The 17,245-nt window shown below is 45.0% G+C and carries 14 protein-coding genes; 8 read left to right on the top strand and 6 right to left on the bottom strand.

Translation table 11 applies throughout. The features are described 5' to 3' along the window. Positions 1-11 precede the first annotated feature (11 nt). The 3 genes from C942_RS00705 (at position 12) to C942_RS00695 (ending at position 2,477) form a co-directional block, all read left to right on the top strand. Positions 12-371: a glutathione S-transferase N-terminal domain-containing protein gene (locus tag C942_RS00705; protein WP_007461322.1), complete on the top strand. Its 360-nt coding sequence runs from the start codon at positions 12-14 to the stop codon at positions 369-371. Positions 372-587: 216 nt separating this feature from the next. Next, a complete protein-coding gene (locus C942_RS00700) occupies positions 588-1,262 on the top strand; it encodes a DUF3334 family protein (protein ID WP_007461320.1) in 675 nt (224 codons plus the stop codon). Between the two features lie 156 nt (positions 1,263-1,418). Further along, positions 1,419-2,477, top strand: coding sequence for a ParB/Srx family N-terminal domain-containing protein (locus C942_RS00695; protein WP_007461317.1), 1,059 nt, complete (start codon positions 1,419-1,421; stop codon positions 2,475-2,477). 13 nt (positions 2,478-2,490) lie between these two features. Here the strand turns inward: C942_RS00695 and C942_RS00690 are convergent, their stop codons facing one another. From C942_RS00690 to C942_RS00675, 4 genes are all read right to left on the bottom strand, one after another. Further along, positions 2,491-2,943 carry a YaiI/YqxD family protein gene (locus C942_RS00690; protein ID WP_007461316.1) on the bottom strand — a complete coding sequence of 151 codons (453 nt, stop codon included), beginning with the start codon at positions 2,941-2,943 and terminating at the stop codon, positions 2,491-2,493. 63 nt (positions 2,944-3,006) lie between these two features. Next, a complete protein-coding gene (locus C942_RS00685) occupies positions 3,007-4,602 on the bottom strand; it encodes an ABC-F family ATPase (protein ID WP_007461314.1) in 1,596 nt (531 codons plus the stop codon). A 222-nt stretch (positions 4,603-4,824) separates the two neighbouring features. Continuing rightward, positions 4,825-5,856 (bottom strand): L-threonine 3-dehydrogenase, encoded by a 1,032-nt coding sequence (gene tdh, locus C942_RS00680; protein ID WP_007461312.1) that lies wholly within the window; start codon positions 5,854-5,856, stop codon positions 4,825-4,827. A gap of 117 nt (positions 5,857-5,973) precedes the next feature. Further along, positions 5,974-7,167 (bottom strand): glycine C-acetyltransferase, encoded by a 1,194-nt coding sequence (locus C942_RS00675; RefSeq protein WP_007461310.1) that lies wholly within the window; start codon positions 7,165-7,167, stop codon positions 5,974-5,976. Positions 7,168-7,365: 198 nt separating this feature from the next. Between C942_RS00675 and C942_RS00670 the strand changes: the two genes are divergently transcribed. The 4 genes from C942_RS00670 (at position 7,366) to C942_RS00655 (ending at position 12,272) form a co-directional block, all read left to right on the top strand. Further along, positions 7,366-8,289, top strand: a complete 924-nt coding sequence (locus C942_RS00670) for a LysR family transcriptional regulator (RefSeq protein ID WP_007461308.1) — start codon at positions 7,366-7,368, stop codon at positions 8,287-8,289. A 262-nt stretch (positions 8,290-8,551) separates the two neighbouring features. Continuing rightward, positions 8,552-8,998, top strand: coding sequence for a DUF4174 domain-containing protein (locus tag C942_RS00665; protein WP_036798172.1), 447 nt, complete (start codon positions 8,552-8,554; stop codon positions 8,996-8,998). A 110-nt stretch (positions 8,999-9,108) separates the two neighbouring features. Next, entirely contained in the window at positions 9,109-10,959 is a 1,851-nt protein-coding gene (gene malZ / locus C942_RS00660; RefSeq protein WP_036798276.1) for a maltodextrin glucosidase, read from the top strand. A 218-nt stretch (positions 10,960-11,177) separates the two neighbouring features. After that, the gene (locus C942_RS00655; protein WP_036798170.1) at positions 11,178-12,272 is read left to right on the top strand and encodes an anhydro-N-acetylmuramic acid kinase; all 1,095 of its coding nucleotides are present in this window, start codon (positions 11,178-11,180) and stop codon (positions 12,270-12,272) included. 94 nt (positions 12,273-12,366) lie between these two features. Here the strand turns inward: C942_RS00655 and C942_RS00650 are convergent, their stop codons facing one another. Both C942_RS00650 and C942_RS00645 read right to left on the bottom strand, forming a co-directional pair. Further along, positions 12,367-14,301: an ATP-binding protein gene (locus C942_RS00650; protein ID WP_007461300.1), complete on the bottom strand. Its 1,935-nt coding sequence runs from the start codon at positions 14,299-14,301 to the stop codon at positions 12,367-12,369. A 27-nt stretch (positions 14,302-14,328) separates the two neighbouring features. Further along, entirely contained in the window at positions 14,329-15,213 is an 885-nt protein-coding gene (locus C942_RS00645; RefSeq protein WP_007461298.1) for a sulfurtransferase, read from the bottom strand. A 484-nt stretch (positions 15,214-15,697) separates the two neighbouring features. Between C942_RS00645 and C942_RS00640 the strand changes: the two genes are divergently transcribed. Beyond that, positions 15,698-17,137 carry a glyceraldehyde-3-phosphate dehydrogenase gene (locus tag C942_RS00640; RefSeq protein ID WP_007461296.1) on the top strand — a complete coding sequence of 480 codons (1,440 nt, stop codon included), beginning with the start codon at positions 15,698-15,700 and terminating at the stop codon, positions 17,135-17,137. Positions 17,138-17,245: the final 108 nt, after the last annotated feature.

Below are 17,245 nucleotides of genomic sequence, written 5' to 3'. Positions count from 1 at the left end.
ACAAGTCTTCAATGAAAGTTATTCGATGGGTTCTCGGGCGAGTTATTCTGCTGCTCAACTGTGTATTTTCACCAAAGTCACTGACACGTAACGATGAAGAGCAAAAAAAGATAGACGAAGCCATGCGTCAACTTCAGCTTTACCAATTTGATGCCTGCCCCTTCTGTGTCAAAGTTCGCCGAGCTGCAAAGCGTCTTAATCTTCCGCTGAAAACAAGGGATGCAAAACAATCGCAGTGGGAACAAGAGCTGATCAATGGCGGCGGCAAGCGGAAAGTGCCATGTCTACGCATAGAAAATAAGAATGGTGACATTGAATGGATGTATGAATCTGACGATATCATCCGCTATCTGGAGCAACGCTTCAGCTAAAAATCGAGCCTGTTTAGTGACGAATTTCTGACTTTATTGCCTGCATAAAAATGTCAGATTTTAGTAAATCAGTTTTCAGGACGCTATTAACTTTAATAGCTATTCATAAACAGTGAGCCACATCAATTAGCTTTCTGAATGATTGTGCATTTAATGGCATTTTCGCTTATTTAATGACACACTGCGTTAATTGCAATACAGACACCCGAGCATTCAATGAAGAAAACGAAAACCATCACTACTGACGACATTCTGCTAAAGCTTTGTCAGTCAATCGGTAACGTATTAACCACAGCAACGGATAGCCAAGTTGGTTACTCTGCTATGGTTCAGAAAATCAATAAAACCAGCCTGAAGCCAGATATTGGCTGCTTTGTTCTTTTTGACGGCGGTTTTACCGGCCTGGTTGTTACCAACTTCTCCCAACAGGCTGCACTGGAACTGTACCAGAACTACATGCTAAAAATGGGCATGTCTAAGGATGACCTTGCGATTCATCACACTGCGGATGAAGTGGCTGATGTTCTGGGTGAACTGATGAACCAGGTAGTTGGTGACTTTACCGGTAAGATCCGTCGCGAGCTTCGTATTTCCATTACTCAGAACCAACCTAAAATGCTGGCGCTAAACAAGCAGGTTCTGCTTTCTGTTGATACTAACCTGGATCGTCCTCAGGCGCGCCGTGTGAGCTTCACAACAGAAAACAACAACATCTTCTACCTTGAACTGGCAATGGATAAAACTGAGTTTATTCAGCTTGAAGAATTTGAGCAGATGGACGAAGTAGATCCTGATGAAATCATTGAGAGTGCGAAGAAGGCTCAGTCTAAGAAGACACAAAATGACACTGTAGATGTTGACTTGGATCTGCTTGACGAACTTGGCATTTAATATCAAAACTACCAACTAATTCCTCTAACCTGGTCTGTATTCTCAGAGACCTCGCCAGTATCGCTATAGATCAGGTTAGTTATTACTTCTTTTACACTCTCCCTCTCAGTGCTTTGCTAGACTTTGAAGCGTCTTTGACGCAACAGGGTCTGATTTATGCTAAGTCTGCGTGACATCTTTTTTGCCGTCTCCGGTTTTACGTTTTGCTTTTTTACCCCCTATGCATCTGCAGCCAAAACAACTTATGCAGACTTGAAAAGCGGTGATGTTATTACTGTCACGCTCGATCAGTTGTTACCGACCCAGGCCGTACTGAGTTATGACCGTGAATATGCCAACCTTGCCCGTTATAGCGAAAACCTTAAACAGATGTATAACGACCTTTGCATAGCCAATGGCGGAAAAGGGGTAAAAAAGTGGAGTGAGGATTCAAAGCCGACGGATCCGGAATCTTATCAGTGCCGCAATAAACCCGGCACACACACTGACGCTCTAAATACCGTTGTTGTCGGCCCTGAAGAAGGAATGCTATTTCTGACCCAAGGGCACCATGTTTTTTCAACCTTCTGGGATATGCCAAACGGGGGAACCAGTGTGCCTGTGACGGTAAAAGTCACACATAACCTGATAGGCTCGGCTGAAGATTTCTGGGCCGAGATGAATAATGATCGTGAAGTCTGGTTACGTAATTCAAAGGGGCAGAAAATTAAGGCGGATGACCTGCCCGAATATATAGGGCAAAAACAGCTCAAACATGACCGCTACCTTTCGCTGATTTTCCTGCTTGAGGGGATTAGTTATTCCCACCCGAAAACCAAAGACAAGAAAACAATTCCCTTCTTTGAGCTTAACTGGGCATTGGCATTAAGAAAGCATATGAAGATTTCAGAGTATGATCTCAATGTACCTGATGAATATGCGACCGCCCTGACTGAAGCTGCAACAATAATGGTGGACTTGTCTGACGATGAAGTCATTGGAAAATCTGAAAAAACAGCCAAAGAAATGGGGAAATTCAAGGCGGTTGACAGTAAGGCACTTGAAAAGCTAATCACTGATAAAAAGTCTGATTTCAATTACGCGATGGCTTATCGAATGGCCAAGAAAGAGAAATCAACGCCTAAGCGGCTACTAGAGCAAGAAGCCGCAGAGAAAGAAAAGAAGAAAAAGAGCAAAGAAGCTGAGCCGAACAACAAAGACGAAAAGTCAGAGTAGTTAAAACTTGCGCTTACTTACGAAAGTTCTTCGCCAGAAAGCTGTCCAGCTTGTTGGCAAAGTTCTGACGATCGGCTTGGCTCAACGGCGCAGGCCCTCCTGTCTGAATACCACTGCTACGCATCGTTTCCATAAAGTCACGCATTTGCAAACGCTGCTTAATGGTATCTTTGGTATACATCTCCCCTCTTGGGTTAAGTGCATGCCCCTCTTTGGTGATCACCTCATCAGCCAATGGAATGTCCGCAGTAATCACTAAATCTCGAGGTTCAACCATCTGAACGATATAGTTATCAGCAACATCGAAGCCGGATTCAACCTGCACCGATTTAATATGAGGTGACGGCGGAACACGAATAAACTGGTTTGCAACAAGAGTAACTGGTACTCCTACTCGGTCTGCGGCACGAAACAGAATGTCTTTGATGACATTCGGGCAAGCATCAGCATCAACCCAAATTTTCATAATTCTCTCTCTGATAAACGAAAGCCGCCCATAGGCGGCTTTCTCATAGTCAATTGGCGAAAATTAACCTTCAAGGCCTTTCTTCGCAAGGTATTCATCGTAAGTGCCGTGGAAATCTTCCACGCCATCCTTGGTAATTTCGATAATACGCGTTGCAATCGATGATACAAACTGACGGTCATGAGAAACAAACATCAGTGTGCCTTTGTAGTTTTCCAGAGCAAGGTTCAGCGACTCAATGGATTCCATATCCATGTGGTTAGTCGGTTCGTCCATAAGCAGGATGTTTGGTTTTTGCATAATCAGCTTACCAAACAGCATACGCCCCTGCTCACCACCAGAAATTACGCGTACAGACTTCTTGATGTCATTCTGCGAGAACAGCATACGTCCAAGAATACCGCGGACAACCTGATCGTCCTCACCTTCGTTCTTCCACTGGCTCATCCACTCCATCAGGTTCATGTCCGTATCAAAATCATCACTGTGATCCTGAGCATAGAAACCGATGTTGTTGTTTTCAGACCACTTGATCATACCGTCCATCGGTTCCATCGCACCGGCCAGGGTATTCAGGAAGGTAGACTTACCGATACCATTCTCACCGATAATCGCGATACGTTCACCCACTTCCACCAGCAGGTTTACACCGTTGATCAGGATATTGTCACCATAGCCCTGCTTCAGACCTTCCACTTCCAGCGCGTTACGGAACAGCTCTTTTTCCTGCTCAAAACGGATGAACGGGTTCTGACGGCTTGATGCTTTCACTTCTTCCAGCTGGATCTTGTCGATCTGCTTCAGGCGAGAAGTCGCCTGCTTCGCTTTCGATGCGTTTGCAGAGAAACGGCTAACGAAAGTATTCAGTTCAGCAATCTGAGCTTTCTTCTTAGCGTTGTCAGCCAGAAGGCGCTCACGAGCTTGTGTAGCTGCAACCATGTACTCATCGTAGTTACCAGGGAACAGGCGCAGATCACCGTAATCCAGATCAGCCATGTGCGTACAAACACTGTTCAGGAAGTGACGGTCGTGCGAGATGATAATCATGGTGCAGTTACGCTCAAGCAGAACGCGTTCCAGCCATGAGATGGTATGAATATCCAGGTTGTTCGTCGGTTCGTCAAGCAGCATGATATCTGGGTCAGCAAAAAGAACCTGAGCCAGTAGCACTCGAACTTTCAGGCCAGGCGCAACAGCACTCATCAGGCCAAAGTGCAGCTCCTCAGGAATACCAAGACCAAGCAGCAGTTCACCAGCACGAGCTTCAGCAGAGTAACCGTCCATTTCAGCGAACTGAACTTCCAGGTCGGCAACGCGCATACCATCTTCTTCTGACATTTCTGCCATAGAGTAAATGCGGTCACGCTCTGCTTTGACTTCCCAAAGCTCTTTGTGACCCATGATCACAGTATCAACAACTGTGTATTCTTCGAATGCAAACTGATCCTGACCCAACTTAGCCATACGCTCGTTAGGATCTTTTGAAACAGTACCCGCGGATTGCTCTAGTTCGCCACCCAGGATTTTCATGAAGGTTGACTTACCGCAACCGTTCGCCCCAATTAGGCCGTAACGGTTACCTTCACCAAACTTAACGGAAATATTCTCAAACAGCGGCTTATCGCCGAACTGCATTGTAATGTTAGCTGTTGAAATCAATGTACTGTTCCAATCGTGATTAGTCTGTCAGGCATGAAAAAAGTCGCCAGCATCGGCGACTTTTCTTTAACTTTTCTATAAATAGACGGTGAGTATATCAGATTACGTGAGCCACATCACTCACCAGGTGTTCATTTAACAAATCTCGTAGATAATATTCAAAAGCATAAAAAAAGCGAGCTGATAAGCTCGCTTTTCATTCAGTTACCTATGAAGGTTGGATTATTCCCAGTCCAAAATAACCTTACCTGACATACCAGAACGCATTACATCAAAGCCTTTCTGGAAATCATCAATCTTATAGTGGTGAGTGATGATTGGGTTCAGGTTCAGACCAGATTGGATCAGGCTTGCCATCTTGTACCAGGTTTCGAACATTTCACGGCCGTAGATGCCCTTAATGATCAAACCTTTGAAGATAACCTGATTCCAGTCGATGCCCATATCTGACGGTGGAATACCCAGCAATGCAATCTTACCGCCGTGGTTCATACTGGTAAGCATGCTGTTGAATGCAGATGGGTTACCGGACATTTCAAGACCCACATCGAAGCCTTCTGTCATGCCCAGTTCAGCCATTACATCTTCCAGCTTCTCGTTAGCAACGTTCACAGCACGGGTTACGCCCATTTCACGGGCAAGATCCAAACGGTAGTCGTTCACATCAGTGATAACAACGTGACGAGCACCTACGTGCTTAGCAACAGCTGCTGCCATGATACCGATTGGGCCAGCACCAGTGATCAGTACGTCTTCACCAACAAGGTCGAAAGACAATGCTGTGTGTACAGCGTTACCGAACGGGTCAAAAATTGAAGCCAAATCATCAGAAATGCCTTCAGGGATTTTGAATGCGTTGAAAGCAGGAATAACCAGATATTCTGCAAATGCACCTTCACGGTTTACACCAACACCGATAGTGTTGCGGCAAAGATGTGTACGACCGCCGCGACAGTTACGGCAGTGACCGCAAGTGATATGACCTTCACCAGAAACACGGTCACCAACCTTGAAGCCACGGACTTCCTGACCGATGCCGACCACTTCACCTACGTATTCGTGGCCGACAACCATTGGAACCGGAATGGTTTTCTGAGACCACTCATCCCAGTTATAGATGTGAACATCAGTACCGCAAATTGCCGTTTTCTTGATTCGGATAAGCAGATCGTTATGACCCAGCTCTGGCTTATCCACTTCTGTCATCCAAATGCCTTCTTCAGGCTTTAGTTTAGATAGAGCTTTAATTTTCATGGCTTTTATCTCAACAACTGTATTGCATTGAAGATATCAGGAACGAGCTACAACTCTTTTGATTGGTGTACATTCTTCCCGTCCCTGTCTTAAGAATGTTCATTCAAGCGTTGTCGCTTAAATGATGCCCATGTCTTTACCGACTTCGATGAAGGCATCAATTGCCTTATCCAACTGCTCGCGGGTATGTGCAGCTGACATCTGAGTACGGATACGGGCCTGTCCTTTCGGCACTACAGGGAAAGAGAAGCCAATGACGTAGATACCTTTCGCCAACGAACGCTCTGCAAATTCCGCGGCTACCTTCGCATCACCCAGCATAATTGGAATGATGGCATGATCAGCACCAGCTAATGTGAAGCCAGCTTCTGTCATACGGCTGCGGAAGTGAGTCGCATTGTCCCATAGCTGATCACGCAGTGAATCACTAGCTTCAAGCAGGTCAAGTACACGCAGTGATGCAGAGACAATGCCCGGGGCTACTGAATTAGAGAACAGGTATGGACGTGAACGCTGACGCAACCAGTCAATCACTTCTTTTTTACCAGCAGTATAACCACCTGAAGCACCACCCATCGCTTTACCCAGCGTACCAGTGATGATGTCTACGCGATCCATCACATTGTGGTACTCATGTGTACCGCGACCATGCGCGCCCATGAAACCAACAGCGTGAGAATCATCCACCATTACCAGAGCGTCGTACTTCTCAGCCAGGTCACAGATAGCAGGTAGGTTGGCTACCACACCGTCCATCGAGAACACACCGTCAGTCACAATCAGCTTGTGACGAACACCCGCTTCGTTAGCAGCGATTAGCTGCTCTTCAAGCTCTTGCATGTTGTTGTTTGAGTAACGGAAGCGTTTCGCTTTACACAAACGAACACCATCAATGATTGATGCGTGGTTCAAAGCGTCAGAGATGATGGCATCTTCTGCGCCAAGAATGGTTTCAAACAAACCGGCATTAGCGTCAAAGCAAGATGTGTACAGGATGGTATCTTCCATACCAAGGAAGTTTGACAGCTTACGCTCAAGTTCCTTGTGGATGTCCTGAGTACCACAAATGAAGCGGACAGACGCCATACCAAAGCCATGTTTGTCCATGCCGTCTTTCGCCGCCTGAATCAGATCAGGGTGGTTAGCAAGGCCCAGGTAGTTATTGGCACAGAAGTTTAATACTTCTTCACCAGATTGAATAGCAACAGATGCTTTTTGTGCGGAAGTGATGACACGTTCGGATTTGTATAAACCTTCAGCTTTAACTTGTTCAAGTTGCTGATTGATTTGGTCGTAGAATGCAGCTGACATGATGTTCCTCTCAAGCATAACTTATGTTCATGCAACTTAAGGTCACATTCACAAAGTTAATTCCATATAGTCAGGTTAGGTTATTTGCCTGAAAAAATGTACATTTTTCAGGATCTTTGTTCTGAGTCCATTCTAATTCAAGCGTAATCAGACTATTATCCCCCCAACGGGAAAAGGACTCTTGAGCTACGGACACAAATGGACACAAATAAACTGATTGCCCTTATGCCAGAACTGGCTGTTTTTAAGATTGTGGTTGATGAAGGAAGCTTCACCGGTGCAGCCAGAAAGCTCGGAGTCACTCCTTCTGCGCTGAGCAAACAGATTTCCCACCTCGAACGCGAGCTATCTGCCAAACTACTCGAACGAACCACCCGTAAGCTGGTAATAACCGAGTCAGGAAAAGGCATTTACGAGCAGTGCAGCACCATACTGGAAGCCGCCAAGCAAGCTGTTGAGTACACCAGCTCGGAGCACACCACTCCTTCAGGTACGCTAACAGTTGCCGCGCCAAAAGCATTTCTTAGCATCATATTACAACCAATGGTCACTCCTTTTCTGACCAAATACCCTGATATCGAACTGAAGCTAAAAGCGCGAGACGGTGAAATCGACCTGATTTCAGAAGGCATTGACGTGGTATTCCGTCTAACAGAAAAACCTTCTGAAGGGCTGGTGCTTAAACAGATGGGTAAAGTCAGTCTTTCCCTCTGCGCCAGCCCGGATTACCTTGAACGTCGCGGTATACCTGAACACCCTACTGAATTGCTTAACCATGACTGTATTTACCTTGGTGAAACAGCCACAGACCATATCTGGGATTTTGTAAAAGATGATGAGTTCCACAGCATCCCAGTGAAAGGACGCTACGCAGTAAACCACTCCCAAATGCGCCTTAAAGGGGTAACGGATGGTCTCGGGATTGGAATTTTTCCTGATTTCGTCATTAAAAATGCTCTGAAGGAAGGCAAGGTTAAGCAAGTACTTACTGACTGGACTCTGAAAGGCAACTATCAGGGTGATATTGCGCTGCAATTTGCCCAGACAAAATTCATGCCGGCCCGTTTGCGGGCATTCATAGACTATGTCTCTGAGCACCTATATCAGTACACTGCACACTGATTCTCGCTTAACTGAGACCAGCTCTCACTACAGCACAAAATCATCCTGATTTGGCAAATACGCAATAGACTATACTGATTCTTACAGACTCAGTTGGTATCAACGGCGACATATAAACAAAAGCAGATTGATCCTAATCGCTATGTTCGCCGTTTTTTACCAATAAGACCCTGTGGATTTGCAAAGCGCTCTCTTTTACAAATGTAGTTATCTCAAAGCTATCGTCCACCGGGTATGAAGGACTCATTTCAGGAGGACAGCAATGAAAGTATTACGTTGTTGTTTATACTCAATTCTTAGTCTTATTTTCAGCACCACAACCTTCTCCTACCCGATGAACTCCATCCACTGGAATCATCGCAGCATCGTGTTTTTTGCCCCTGAGAAAGATGAACACGTAAAAGCTTTCATGATGCAAACTCTGATGAATGATTGCCTGCTGCAAGAACGGGACATCAGAACTCTGGTAATCACTAAAGACGGCTTCAATAAACCGGCTAACCTGTTTAGCCCAGAAGATATCCGGCATCTGAGGAAAAAATACAAAATCAAAGGCAACGATCACACCACTATTTTGATCGGCAAAGATGGCCTGGAAAAACACCGCTGGGGAGAGACTACTAACTGGATTTTCATTACAGAACTCATCGATAAAATGCCTTTACGAAAAGTGGAAATGACCTCTCGCCCAAGTCGCTGTTCAGCCTGATCTACGCCCGGGTGTCTACTCCGTCTAATTTTTCACCAGGGAGGATTTTATTTTGTGCCAGAAGACGTATCTTGATATCACTGAAAGATAACTAACTATTAATAAAAATGATGAAAGCACCTTACTTATATCACGGACAAGATCTGTTCTGGGCTACCCCAACCCGGGACACAATGAAGCTGACATTAGTCAGCGAGGCAAGTACATTAATATCAGCGATTTTCATTCGTTGCGAACCCGATAATGAAGAAAAACTGGTAGATATGGAGCGAGGTGAAACTCGTGGGCGTCTCCAGTACTGGCATGGTGAAATACCTCTTAACGCCGACAAACCTGTCACACACTATTGCTTTAAAGTGATGCAAAACAGTCGTCAGTGGTGGCTGCACGGCAATGGCATCTCACCTCGTGTGCCTGGCAAAGAGGCACACTTCAAATACAATCGGCAAGATCAGCCACCAGCATGGGTGAAAGAACAGGTTTTCTACCAGATTTTCCCCGATCGTTTCGCGAACGGCGATCCATCAATTAGCGTTCTGGATAATGAATACAGCCTTAATGGCGATGATCGCCCGACTATAGCTAAAGAGTGGGGAGCCCCTGTCAGCAGCCATGGTGAAAACGGCCCCAATGAATTCTTCGGTGGTGACCTGAAAGGGATCCAGGGTAAATTCGATTACCTGCAAAATCTTGGTATTACTGCACTGTATCTGAACCCAATCTTCTCAGCACCAAGCAACCACAAATACGATACAACTGATTATTTACGAATCGATCCACACCTGGGTACCAATGAGCAGTTTGCCGATATGGTCAGCGACCTGCACGCTCGTGGAATGAAAATCACCTTAGACGCCGTATTCAATCATACATCGACGGATCATCCGTGGTTTGATAAACACGGACGTAACCCTGATGAGCCCGGCGCTTACGGCAACCCGGATTCAAAATACCGTAACCACTACCAGTTTGACGGTAACAGTAACGACTATATCGGCTGGAATGGTATTTCAAGCCTGCCAAAACTCAACTTCTCCAACCCGGAAGTCCGTGATTATATTTACAGCGGTGAAGATGCGGTTATCAAACACTGGCTGCGACCTCCGTACAATATCGATGGCTGGCGATTTGACGTTATTCATATGCTGGGCGAAGGTGCCGGAGCCAAAAACAATCCACATTATGTGCGCCAATTCCGGGAAGCCGCCAAGTCAGCCAATAACGATTGTTACATCCTGGGCGAGCACTTTTTCGAGGCCAGCAATTGGCTTCAGGGGGATCAGGAAGACGGCGCCATGAACTACTATGGTTTCGCCCACCCTCTTCGCGCCTTTTTTGCACAAAAGGATATTGCCTATCACAACTGCCAGATTGATGCTGAAGAGCTAGTTAACTGGCTGAATGAATCCCGCAGTAAAATGCCGTGGCAAAACCAGTTAGCCCAGCTTAATCAGCTGGACAGCCATGACACCATGCGGTTCCTGACAATGCTGGAAAACGACGATGAAACTATGCAGCTGGCACTGCTGATGCTGTTTGCTTACGTGGGAGCACCATGTATTTACTACGGCACAGAAGTGGGTATGGAAGGCGGCCAGGATCCAGATAACCGGCGCTGTTTCCCATGGGACCGTGCCGAAGCTCAGCATCCGACATTTGATTATGTACAAAAGCTTATTGAGCTTCGCAAACAAGCGAAATGTCTGCAAGAAGGGAGCCTGCAATGGCTGATGGCCGAACATAAACAACTGGCATTTGCCCGAATGCTGGATGATGAAGCTTATGTCTGTCTAATCAACAACAGTGAAAATGCCAAGCCTGTCGAAGTACCTCTCTGGCAGCTAGGTATGGAACAAGCAATTCTGAAAGACCTGCTGACTGAAGATGAGTGGCAAGTAAAAGATGGCATACTTTCAATGACACTCGCGGGTAAGGAAGGACTCCTGCTTACCAAAGCGTGATCGGCTCTATACGTAAATAATACCAATCAGATTCTTATTCAGTTTGGTTAAATGGCTGGCTCATTGCCGGCCATTTTCTTTTGGAGGCAACAAAGGATTCACAGAAATTGCGTTGCCGGAAATCTAGCTAAGATGTACAGTGAATCACTCATACCAATCGGAATAATTAATTATTTGTTAATTACTTATGCTGATTGATTTTAGCCGGAGGAGAGACGATGAGCGCAGAACGTTACATAGGCATAATGTCAGGAACCAGTATGGACGGTGTCGATACTGTACTGGTCGAAATTGACGATAACCGCATTAACTTACTCTGTGAACACGCCTTCCCGATGGGGAAAAACCTTAAGCAATCCCTACTGGATATCTGTCTTGGCCAGCCAACCAGCCTGCAGGCTATAGGCGAACTAGATCACCGTCTGGGTCATCTGTTTTCAGATGCTGTGCTGGCTCTGCTGGAAAAAGCTAACATTGCCTCCTCATCTGTCAAAGCAATTGGCAGTCATGGTCAGACAGTATTTCACTCCCCGACTACCGAACATCCCTTTACCATGCAGTTAGGTGATGCCAATATTATTTCAGCAAAAACTGGTATTACTACCGTGGCTGATTTCAGGCGTAAAGACATGGCATTCGGTGGCCAGGGTGCACCTCTTGTACCTGCATTCCACCAGCAACTTTTCAGTCAGCCGGATCTGACCCGAGTTATTTTGAATATTGGCGGTATCGCTAACATCACCGTTTTAGATCCTGCCAAACCTGTCACAGGCTTTGATACTGGCCCCGGCAACATGTTAATGGACGCCTGGATCACCAAACAGCTCGGAAAACGCTTTGATGCTAATGCCGAGTGGGCTTTAACCGGTAACGTAAATAACGATCTGCTTAACAGCCTGATGTGTGACCCCTACTTTGCTCTACAACCGCCAAAGAGTACGGGGCGAGAGCTCTTCAATCTCCACTGGCTTGAGAATCATCTGGAACAATCCACTCTGTCAGCAGAAGATGTTCAGCGTACATTAGCTGAATTTACCGCAGTTAGTATCAGTAACGATGTCACGAAAGAAACACCGGGAGAATTACTGGTGTGTGGCGGAGGCGCGCATAATCCGCTAATCATGCAACGCCTGGCAGAACTCTTACCCCAATGGCAGGTAATGACAACGGCAGATCGCGGTGTAGACATAGATAATATGGAAGCCATGGCCTTTGCATGGCTTGCTTATCGCACTCTTCACAAGTTACCCGGTAACCTGCCAGAGGTAACAGGAGCCACACAGCTCACCCCTCTTGGCGCTATTTATCCTTAGATAGTATGAAATGACCAACCAACAGCCCGCTGATATACTCATCGGGCTGTATGTATTTAAAGGTTCTTTAAGAGTTCTATACTAGTTCTTCATTTTATAAGTATTCAAACTGCTGAAAGATACGCTTTAGACTAACGTATAATTTAGTGCGCTCAACAGGCTTGGCAACATAGTCATCCATACCATGTCGATAACAGAGCTTCTCCTGATCTTCCAATACATTAGCGGTAAGGGCGATAATCTTTGGCTGACATAATAAATTCAACTGACGTATTTTTTCTGTTGCTTCAAGTCCACCCATATTCGGCATCTGACAATCCATCAGTATTATGTCTGCCGCTTTTTCCTTCATGTAATTAAAAGCCTGCAAACCGTCATCAACTATATCGACCCGTTCAATACCCAACGTTTTGAGCAGTGCCTTAATTAATTGCTGATTAACTTTACTGTCTTCTGCCACAAGCACTTTTTTATCCGAATAGGATGATAGATCCATAACTTCTGATACTAAGTTTTCTTTCTGTACGTGCAGCTCAATTTCGTCAAAAGTCACTTCAAAGTAAAACTCGGTCCCGACCCCATGCTGGCTCTTTACCTTCAATTCAGAATTCATCAAGCGACATAATTTGCTGGAGATAGTCAACCCTAAACCTGTACCACCAAATTTGCGGGAAATAGACCCGTCAGCCTGAGTATATGACTCAAAAATGACAGCAAGTTTTTCAGCCTCAATTCCAATTCCGGTATCTATAACTTTAAATTGTAATGTCGTGCCCGCAGAACTAACCTCTTTTTGAGTTACCACTAACAGTACAGCCCCTTCATCGGTAAATTTCACCGCATTTGCCAGCAGATTAATCAAAATTTGTCGCAATCTATGTTCATCCCCCCAAAAAACACTTTTGTCACAACCATGAAGCTGGTAATCAAATTTAAGGCCTTTGCTTTCTGCCTCAAGCCTCAGCGTATTAATGCAACTCTGGACTACGTTTTTAGGCTTAAACTCAGCTTTCATCAATTCAACTTTGCCTGTTTCAAGCTTCGAATAATCCAGAATTTCATTAATAATTGATAAAAGAGAAATGGCAGATTCTTTAATGTAAGAAACCTGTCTGCGGGCTTCATCATCTAACGGATGCTCCTCAAGACACTGGACAAAACCAAGTACCCCGTTCATCGGTGTTCTGATTTCATGGCTCATATTCGCCATAAACTCACTTTTAAGCTTTATCGCCCGATTCAACTCTTTAGTACTGTCGCTCAGACGTTTATTTAACGCTGCCATTTTCACATCCCGACGATAAATCGACTTATCAACGGCCTTTATTTTTCTTGCGAGGCAGGCAACCTCCCCTTCCATTACATTAATTCCTTCGATTTGAACATCACCGTTACCAACATCAGGCAGAATTTGTATCATTGCATTAAGCGGCCGAGTGATTTTTCTGTGCATATAAAACAAGATAAAGCCCAGCATGATCACAAACGGAAAAGAGAACAGCATTAACTGCTGCAGCATGTTGTAATAAACCTGTGTAGAGCAATAATGCACTACATAATTTGCAATGGGTTTATTGTTAAACAAAAGCGGAAAGCTTAGTTTAAAATTGAAGTTCAGGAGCGATACACCGTTTTCATACGGTAAAGCGAAAGCAAATGTATAAGGTTCATTGGCTTTCACGTATAAATGAGTCAGATTTCCTTCTAAATCATAAATCGAGACTGAACCTATTTCTTCGTAGTTACTCAGCATTCGATTCAACTCAATCGACTTCTCTGTACTACCAAAAAGCGTGGCATCTATTATCATCTGACTTGAAGCATTCATCAGAACCTGCACATCTTTTACCACACGATCAACGTTACTCTTATAAGTCAAATACAGAGATATCGCGACAGAGCAAAGCATCACCAGTCCGATGATCAGATAGATCTTCCAGACAAGAGTTCCTTTTGAAAATCCCTCCCCGACACGCATAGTCTTCTGCACCTTTTTATTTGTTTTTGGTAAAGCTATACATTCGGCCATTCTGCCAGCCTCTGATAATGACTGTCCTTATCTTTCGGTAGGCAGGTTCTTTGCTGACCAATCCAGCCATGACCCATCATAATGAGCAACATCAAAGCCAGAACGCTTTAGCAAGTAATAACTTAAAGTTGATGCTTTACCTTTATTACAGTAGGTAATGTTCTTTTTACTCTTATCAAAGTCGCTCAATACCAGAGCAATCTCTGATTGCGACTTCAACACTTTTACGCCACCGACGGAGGGCGTAAAAAAGTCGCCTATAGAAAGATGACGCGCTCGGGGAATATGACCATATACGTGAGTAACTGATCTGTTACCTTCGTATTCAGGCAAGGTCCTGGAATCATATAATTGATAATCGGGACTATAAGTTGCCACTTTGGCAACCAACGTACTGGCGTAGGCCGCTGAGTTAAAAACGGGAATATAACTTGTTTTATCAGGGAAGATTATCTCTGTGCTAACAGGATACTCCTGAAGCCATAGGCTGTAGCCGGTTTCCAAAATTGCAAGGTTACGGTGCCCGTATAGCTCCAAAACCCAAAACAGTCGCGATGAATCGAGATAATTACCGTTATCGTAAATAATGACGAGTTTGTTTTTGTCTAAACCTTTTTTCCTCAACAAGGGCGTTATATTTTCTTTGTTTTTCACATAATACACATCATTGTTAACATGATAGGTATCATTAACTGGAAAGCTGACTGCACCCGGGATATGGCCATTAAGATATTCTCGTTCTGGCCTGGCATCGTAAATGATAACGTCATCACGCCCAAGACGTTCGATTAACCAATCAGCACTGACAGAGTATTTTGCTTCAGTAGCCGTTGCATTAGCCCCGAAAAATGACAATGCGACGATCAACAGAAGCCTTATCCAGGTTGCAACAAAACAATAGGTAAATTGCATAACACCTCCCTAGTCCAACACCAATTGCTATTAATACATGATGGTTGCTATAGAGAAGCAAATTTCTTACCACTTCAATTTACGTCTATTTTTATATTTGTTGTCGTCCTTATCACAACGTTAGCGTCTTAAAACAAGCAGTTAAATCGAACAGTTTCATTCTACCCCACAAATCCCAAACCGTGTTTTTGCATCCTGCAACGCGAATTCAAATATGGGTTATTGCTCGCTAAGCAACATTACCGCTCAAAAAGTTAATACCCCGTTAAAATTAAGTGTGTGTATTCTTCTTCCGATCACATTTCCATACATACAAAGCGTGATTCAAATCACTAATTTCTTTCGACAAAGATCACACTAATAAGTTGTTAATTTTACTAGGACAATAACGACGCAAACGTTACACTCCCCGCCATAAAAACTACAAAGTCTCACAGGATAATCTCCTGTTTTTCTTCCCCAACGTGAAAGGTCCTAAGTAAAGATGAGTCCGGAAAAATACCTTCTAGACTGGCAAACAAGCCAAACTAACGCAGAATCCATCTCACCACTTCTTGGCCAGCTATACCGACAGAAAGGCGTTGAAACCCTTCTGTTCGGACGCCAAATCGTCAATGCTTCTATTATTGATATCATCAAGGCACACCGTGTAGCCCGTCGTTACACGGGGTTTGAACTGTCTCCCGCACAAACCCTGCCATTGGTTCAGGCTCTTACCCGACTTGAACTATCACCTTGCAAAGTCGATGTCGGACAACTTGCCCATAAGTTCTGGAAAGATCATGATGATGAGGATGATCTCAACGACTTTTTGCAGACGGCGCTGACAGAGTCACTCAATAGCACCCAGTCCGTCGAGCCTCGCGATGTTGTATTGTATGGCTTTGGTCGTATCGGACGCCTACTCGCCCGTTTATTGATTGATAAAAGCGGCCCCGGCTACCCGTTGCGCCTTCGTGCTATTGTAGTTCGAGGCGGCAAACAGGGAGATTTAGAGAAGCGTGCCAGCCTGCTGCGCCGCGACTCTGTCCATGGTCAATTCAACGGCAGCATCACCATAGACGAAGAGCGCAAAGCCATTATTGTTAATGGCAACTACATTCAGATGATTTACGCAAACAGCCCAGCAGAAGTCGATTACAGCGTTTATGATATTGTTAATGCGCTTGTTGTTGATAACACGGGTATCTGGCGCGATACCGATGGGCTAAGCCAGCACCTGAACTGCACTGGAGCATCGAAAGTCCTGCTTACCGCACCGGGTAAAGGTGATATAAAGAATGTAGTATTTGGCGTTAACGAATCAGAAATTCAGGATGATGACTCAATCATCTCAGCGGCAAGTTGTACGACCAATGCCATTACGCCAATTCTAAAAGCAGTTAATGATAAATACGGCATTGAATCCGGTCATATCGAGACTGTTCACTCATTTACCAATGATCAGAACCTGATTGATAACTTCCACAAAGGTGAGCGTCGTGGACGTTCTGCCGCTCTGAACATGGTACTGACCTCAACAGGTGCAGCCAAAGCCGTTGCCAAAGCCTTGCCTGAACTAACAGGTAAACTGACAGGTAATGCCATCCGAGTTCCGACTCCGAACGTGTCGATGGCCATCGCCAACCTGAACCTTGGCTCTGAAGTCACTGCTGAAGCACTGAACGAATACCTGCGTCAAATGGCTTTGAATTCGCCACTATCCGGCCAGATCGATTTCACTCAATCGACTGAGATCGTCTCTACCGATATCGTCGGTTCACGCCATGCGGGTGTTGTAGATGGCGCAGCCACTATTGCCCAGGACAAGCGTTGCGTACTTTATATCTGGTATGACAATGAGTTCGGCTATAGCTGCCAGGTTGTTCACTGTATGGAGCAGATGATGGGTGTTCACTACAAGACCTACCCTGAAGCCAAGTAACTGAAAGACATCCTACTCCAAAATAATAACAACGATTTAGCCTCTTGCTCTTATTCGCCGCCCACTCCACCGGGCGGCTTTTTTGATTTAACGTTTCGACTCGAGGTT

It is taken from the genome of Photobacterium marinum (assembly GCF_000331515.1).
Classification (GTDB): domain Bacteria; phylum Pseudomonadota; class Gammaproteobacteria; order Enterobacterales; family Vibrionaceae; genus Photobacterium; species Photobacterium marinum.
Note: the sequence above shows the minus strand (reverse complement) of the source record. Positions and strands in the feature narration are given on the sequence as shown.

Bases quoted from the DNA above. Each gene is read 5' to 3' on its own strand.
- C942_RS00705 (WP_007461322.1), top strand. From the start codon at position 12: ATGAAAGTTATTCGATGGGTTCTCGGGCGAGTTATTCTGCTGCTCAAC.
- C942_RS00700 (WP_007461320.1), top strand. From the start codon at position 588: ATGAAGAAAACGAAAACCATCACTACTGACGACATTCTGCTAAAGCTT.
- C942_RS00695 (WP_007461317.1), top strand. From the start codon at position 1,419: ATGCTAAGTCTGCGTGACATCTTTTTTGCCGTCTCCGGTTTTACGTTT.
- C942_RS00690 (WP_007461316.1), bottom strand. From the start codon at position 2,943: ATGAAAATTTGGGTTGATGCTGATGCTTGCCCGAATGTCATCAAAGAC.
- tdh (WP_007461312.1), bottom strand. From the start codon at position 5,856: ATGAAAATTAAAGCTCTATCTAAACTAAAGCCTGAAGAAGGCATTTGG.
- C942_RS00675 (WP_007461310.1), bottom strand. From the start codon at position 7,167: ATGTCAGCTGCATTCTACGACCAAATCAATCAGCAACTTGAACAAGTT.
- C942_RS00670 (WP_007461308.1), top strand. From the start codon at position 7,366: ATGGACACAAATAAACTGATTGCCCTTATGCCAGAACTGGCTGTTTTT.
- C942_RS00665 (WP_036798172.1), top strand. From the start codon at position 8,552: ATGAAAGTATTACGTTGTTGTTTATACTCAATTCTTAGTCTTATTTTC.
- malZ (WP_036798276.1), top strand. From the start codon at position 9,109: ATGAAAGCACCTTACTTATATCACGGACAAGATCTGTTCTGGGCTACC.
- C942_RS00655 (WP_036798170.1), top strand. From the start codon at position 11,178: ATGAGCGCAGAACGTTACATAGGCATAATGTCAGGAACCAGTATGGAC.
- C942_RS00650 (WP_007461300.1), bottom strand. From the start codon at position 14,301: ATGGCCGAATGTATAGCTTTACCAAAAACAAATAAAAAGGTGCAGAAG.
- C942_RS00645 (WP_007461298.1), bottom strand. From the start codon at position 15,213: ATGCAATTTACCTATTGTTTTGTTGCAACCTGGATAAGGCTTCTGTTG.
- C942_RS00640 (WP_007461296.1), top strand. From the start codon at position 15,698: ATGAGTCCGGAAAAATACCTTCTAGACTGGCAAACAAGCCAAACTAAC.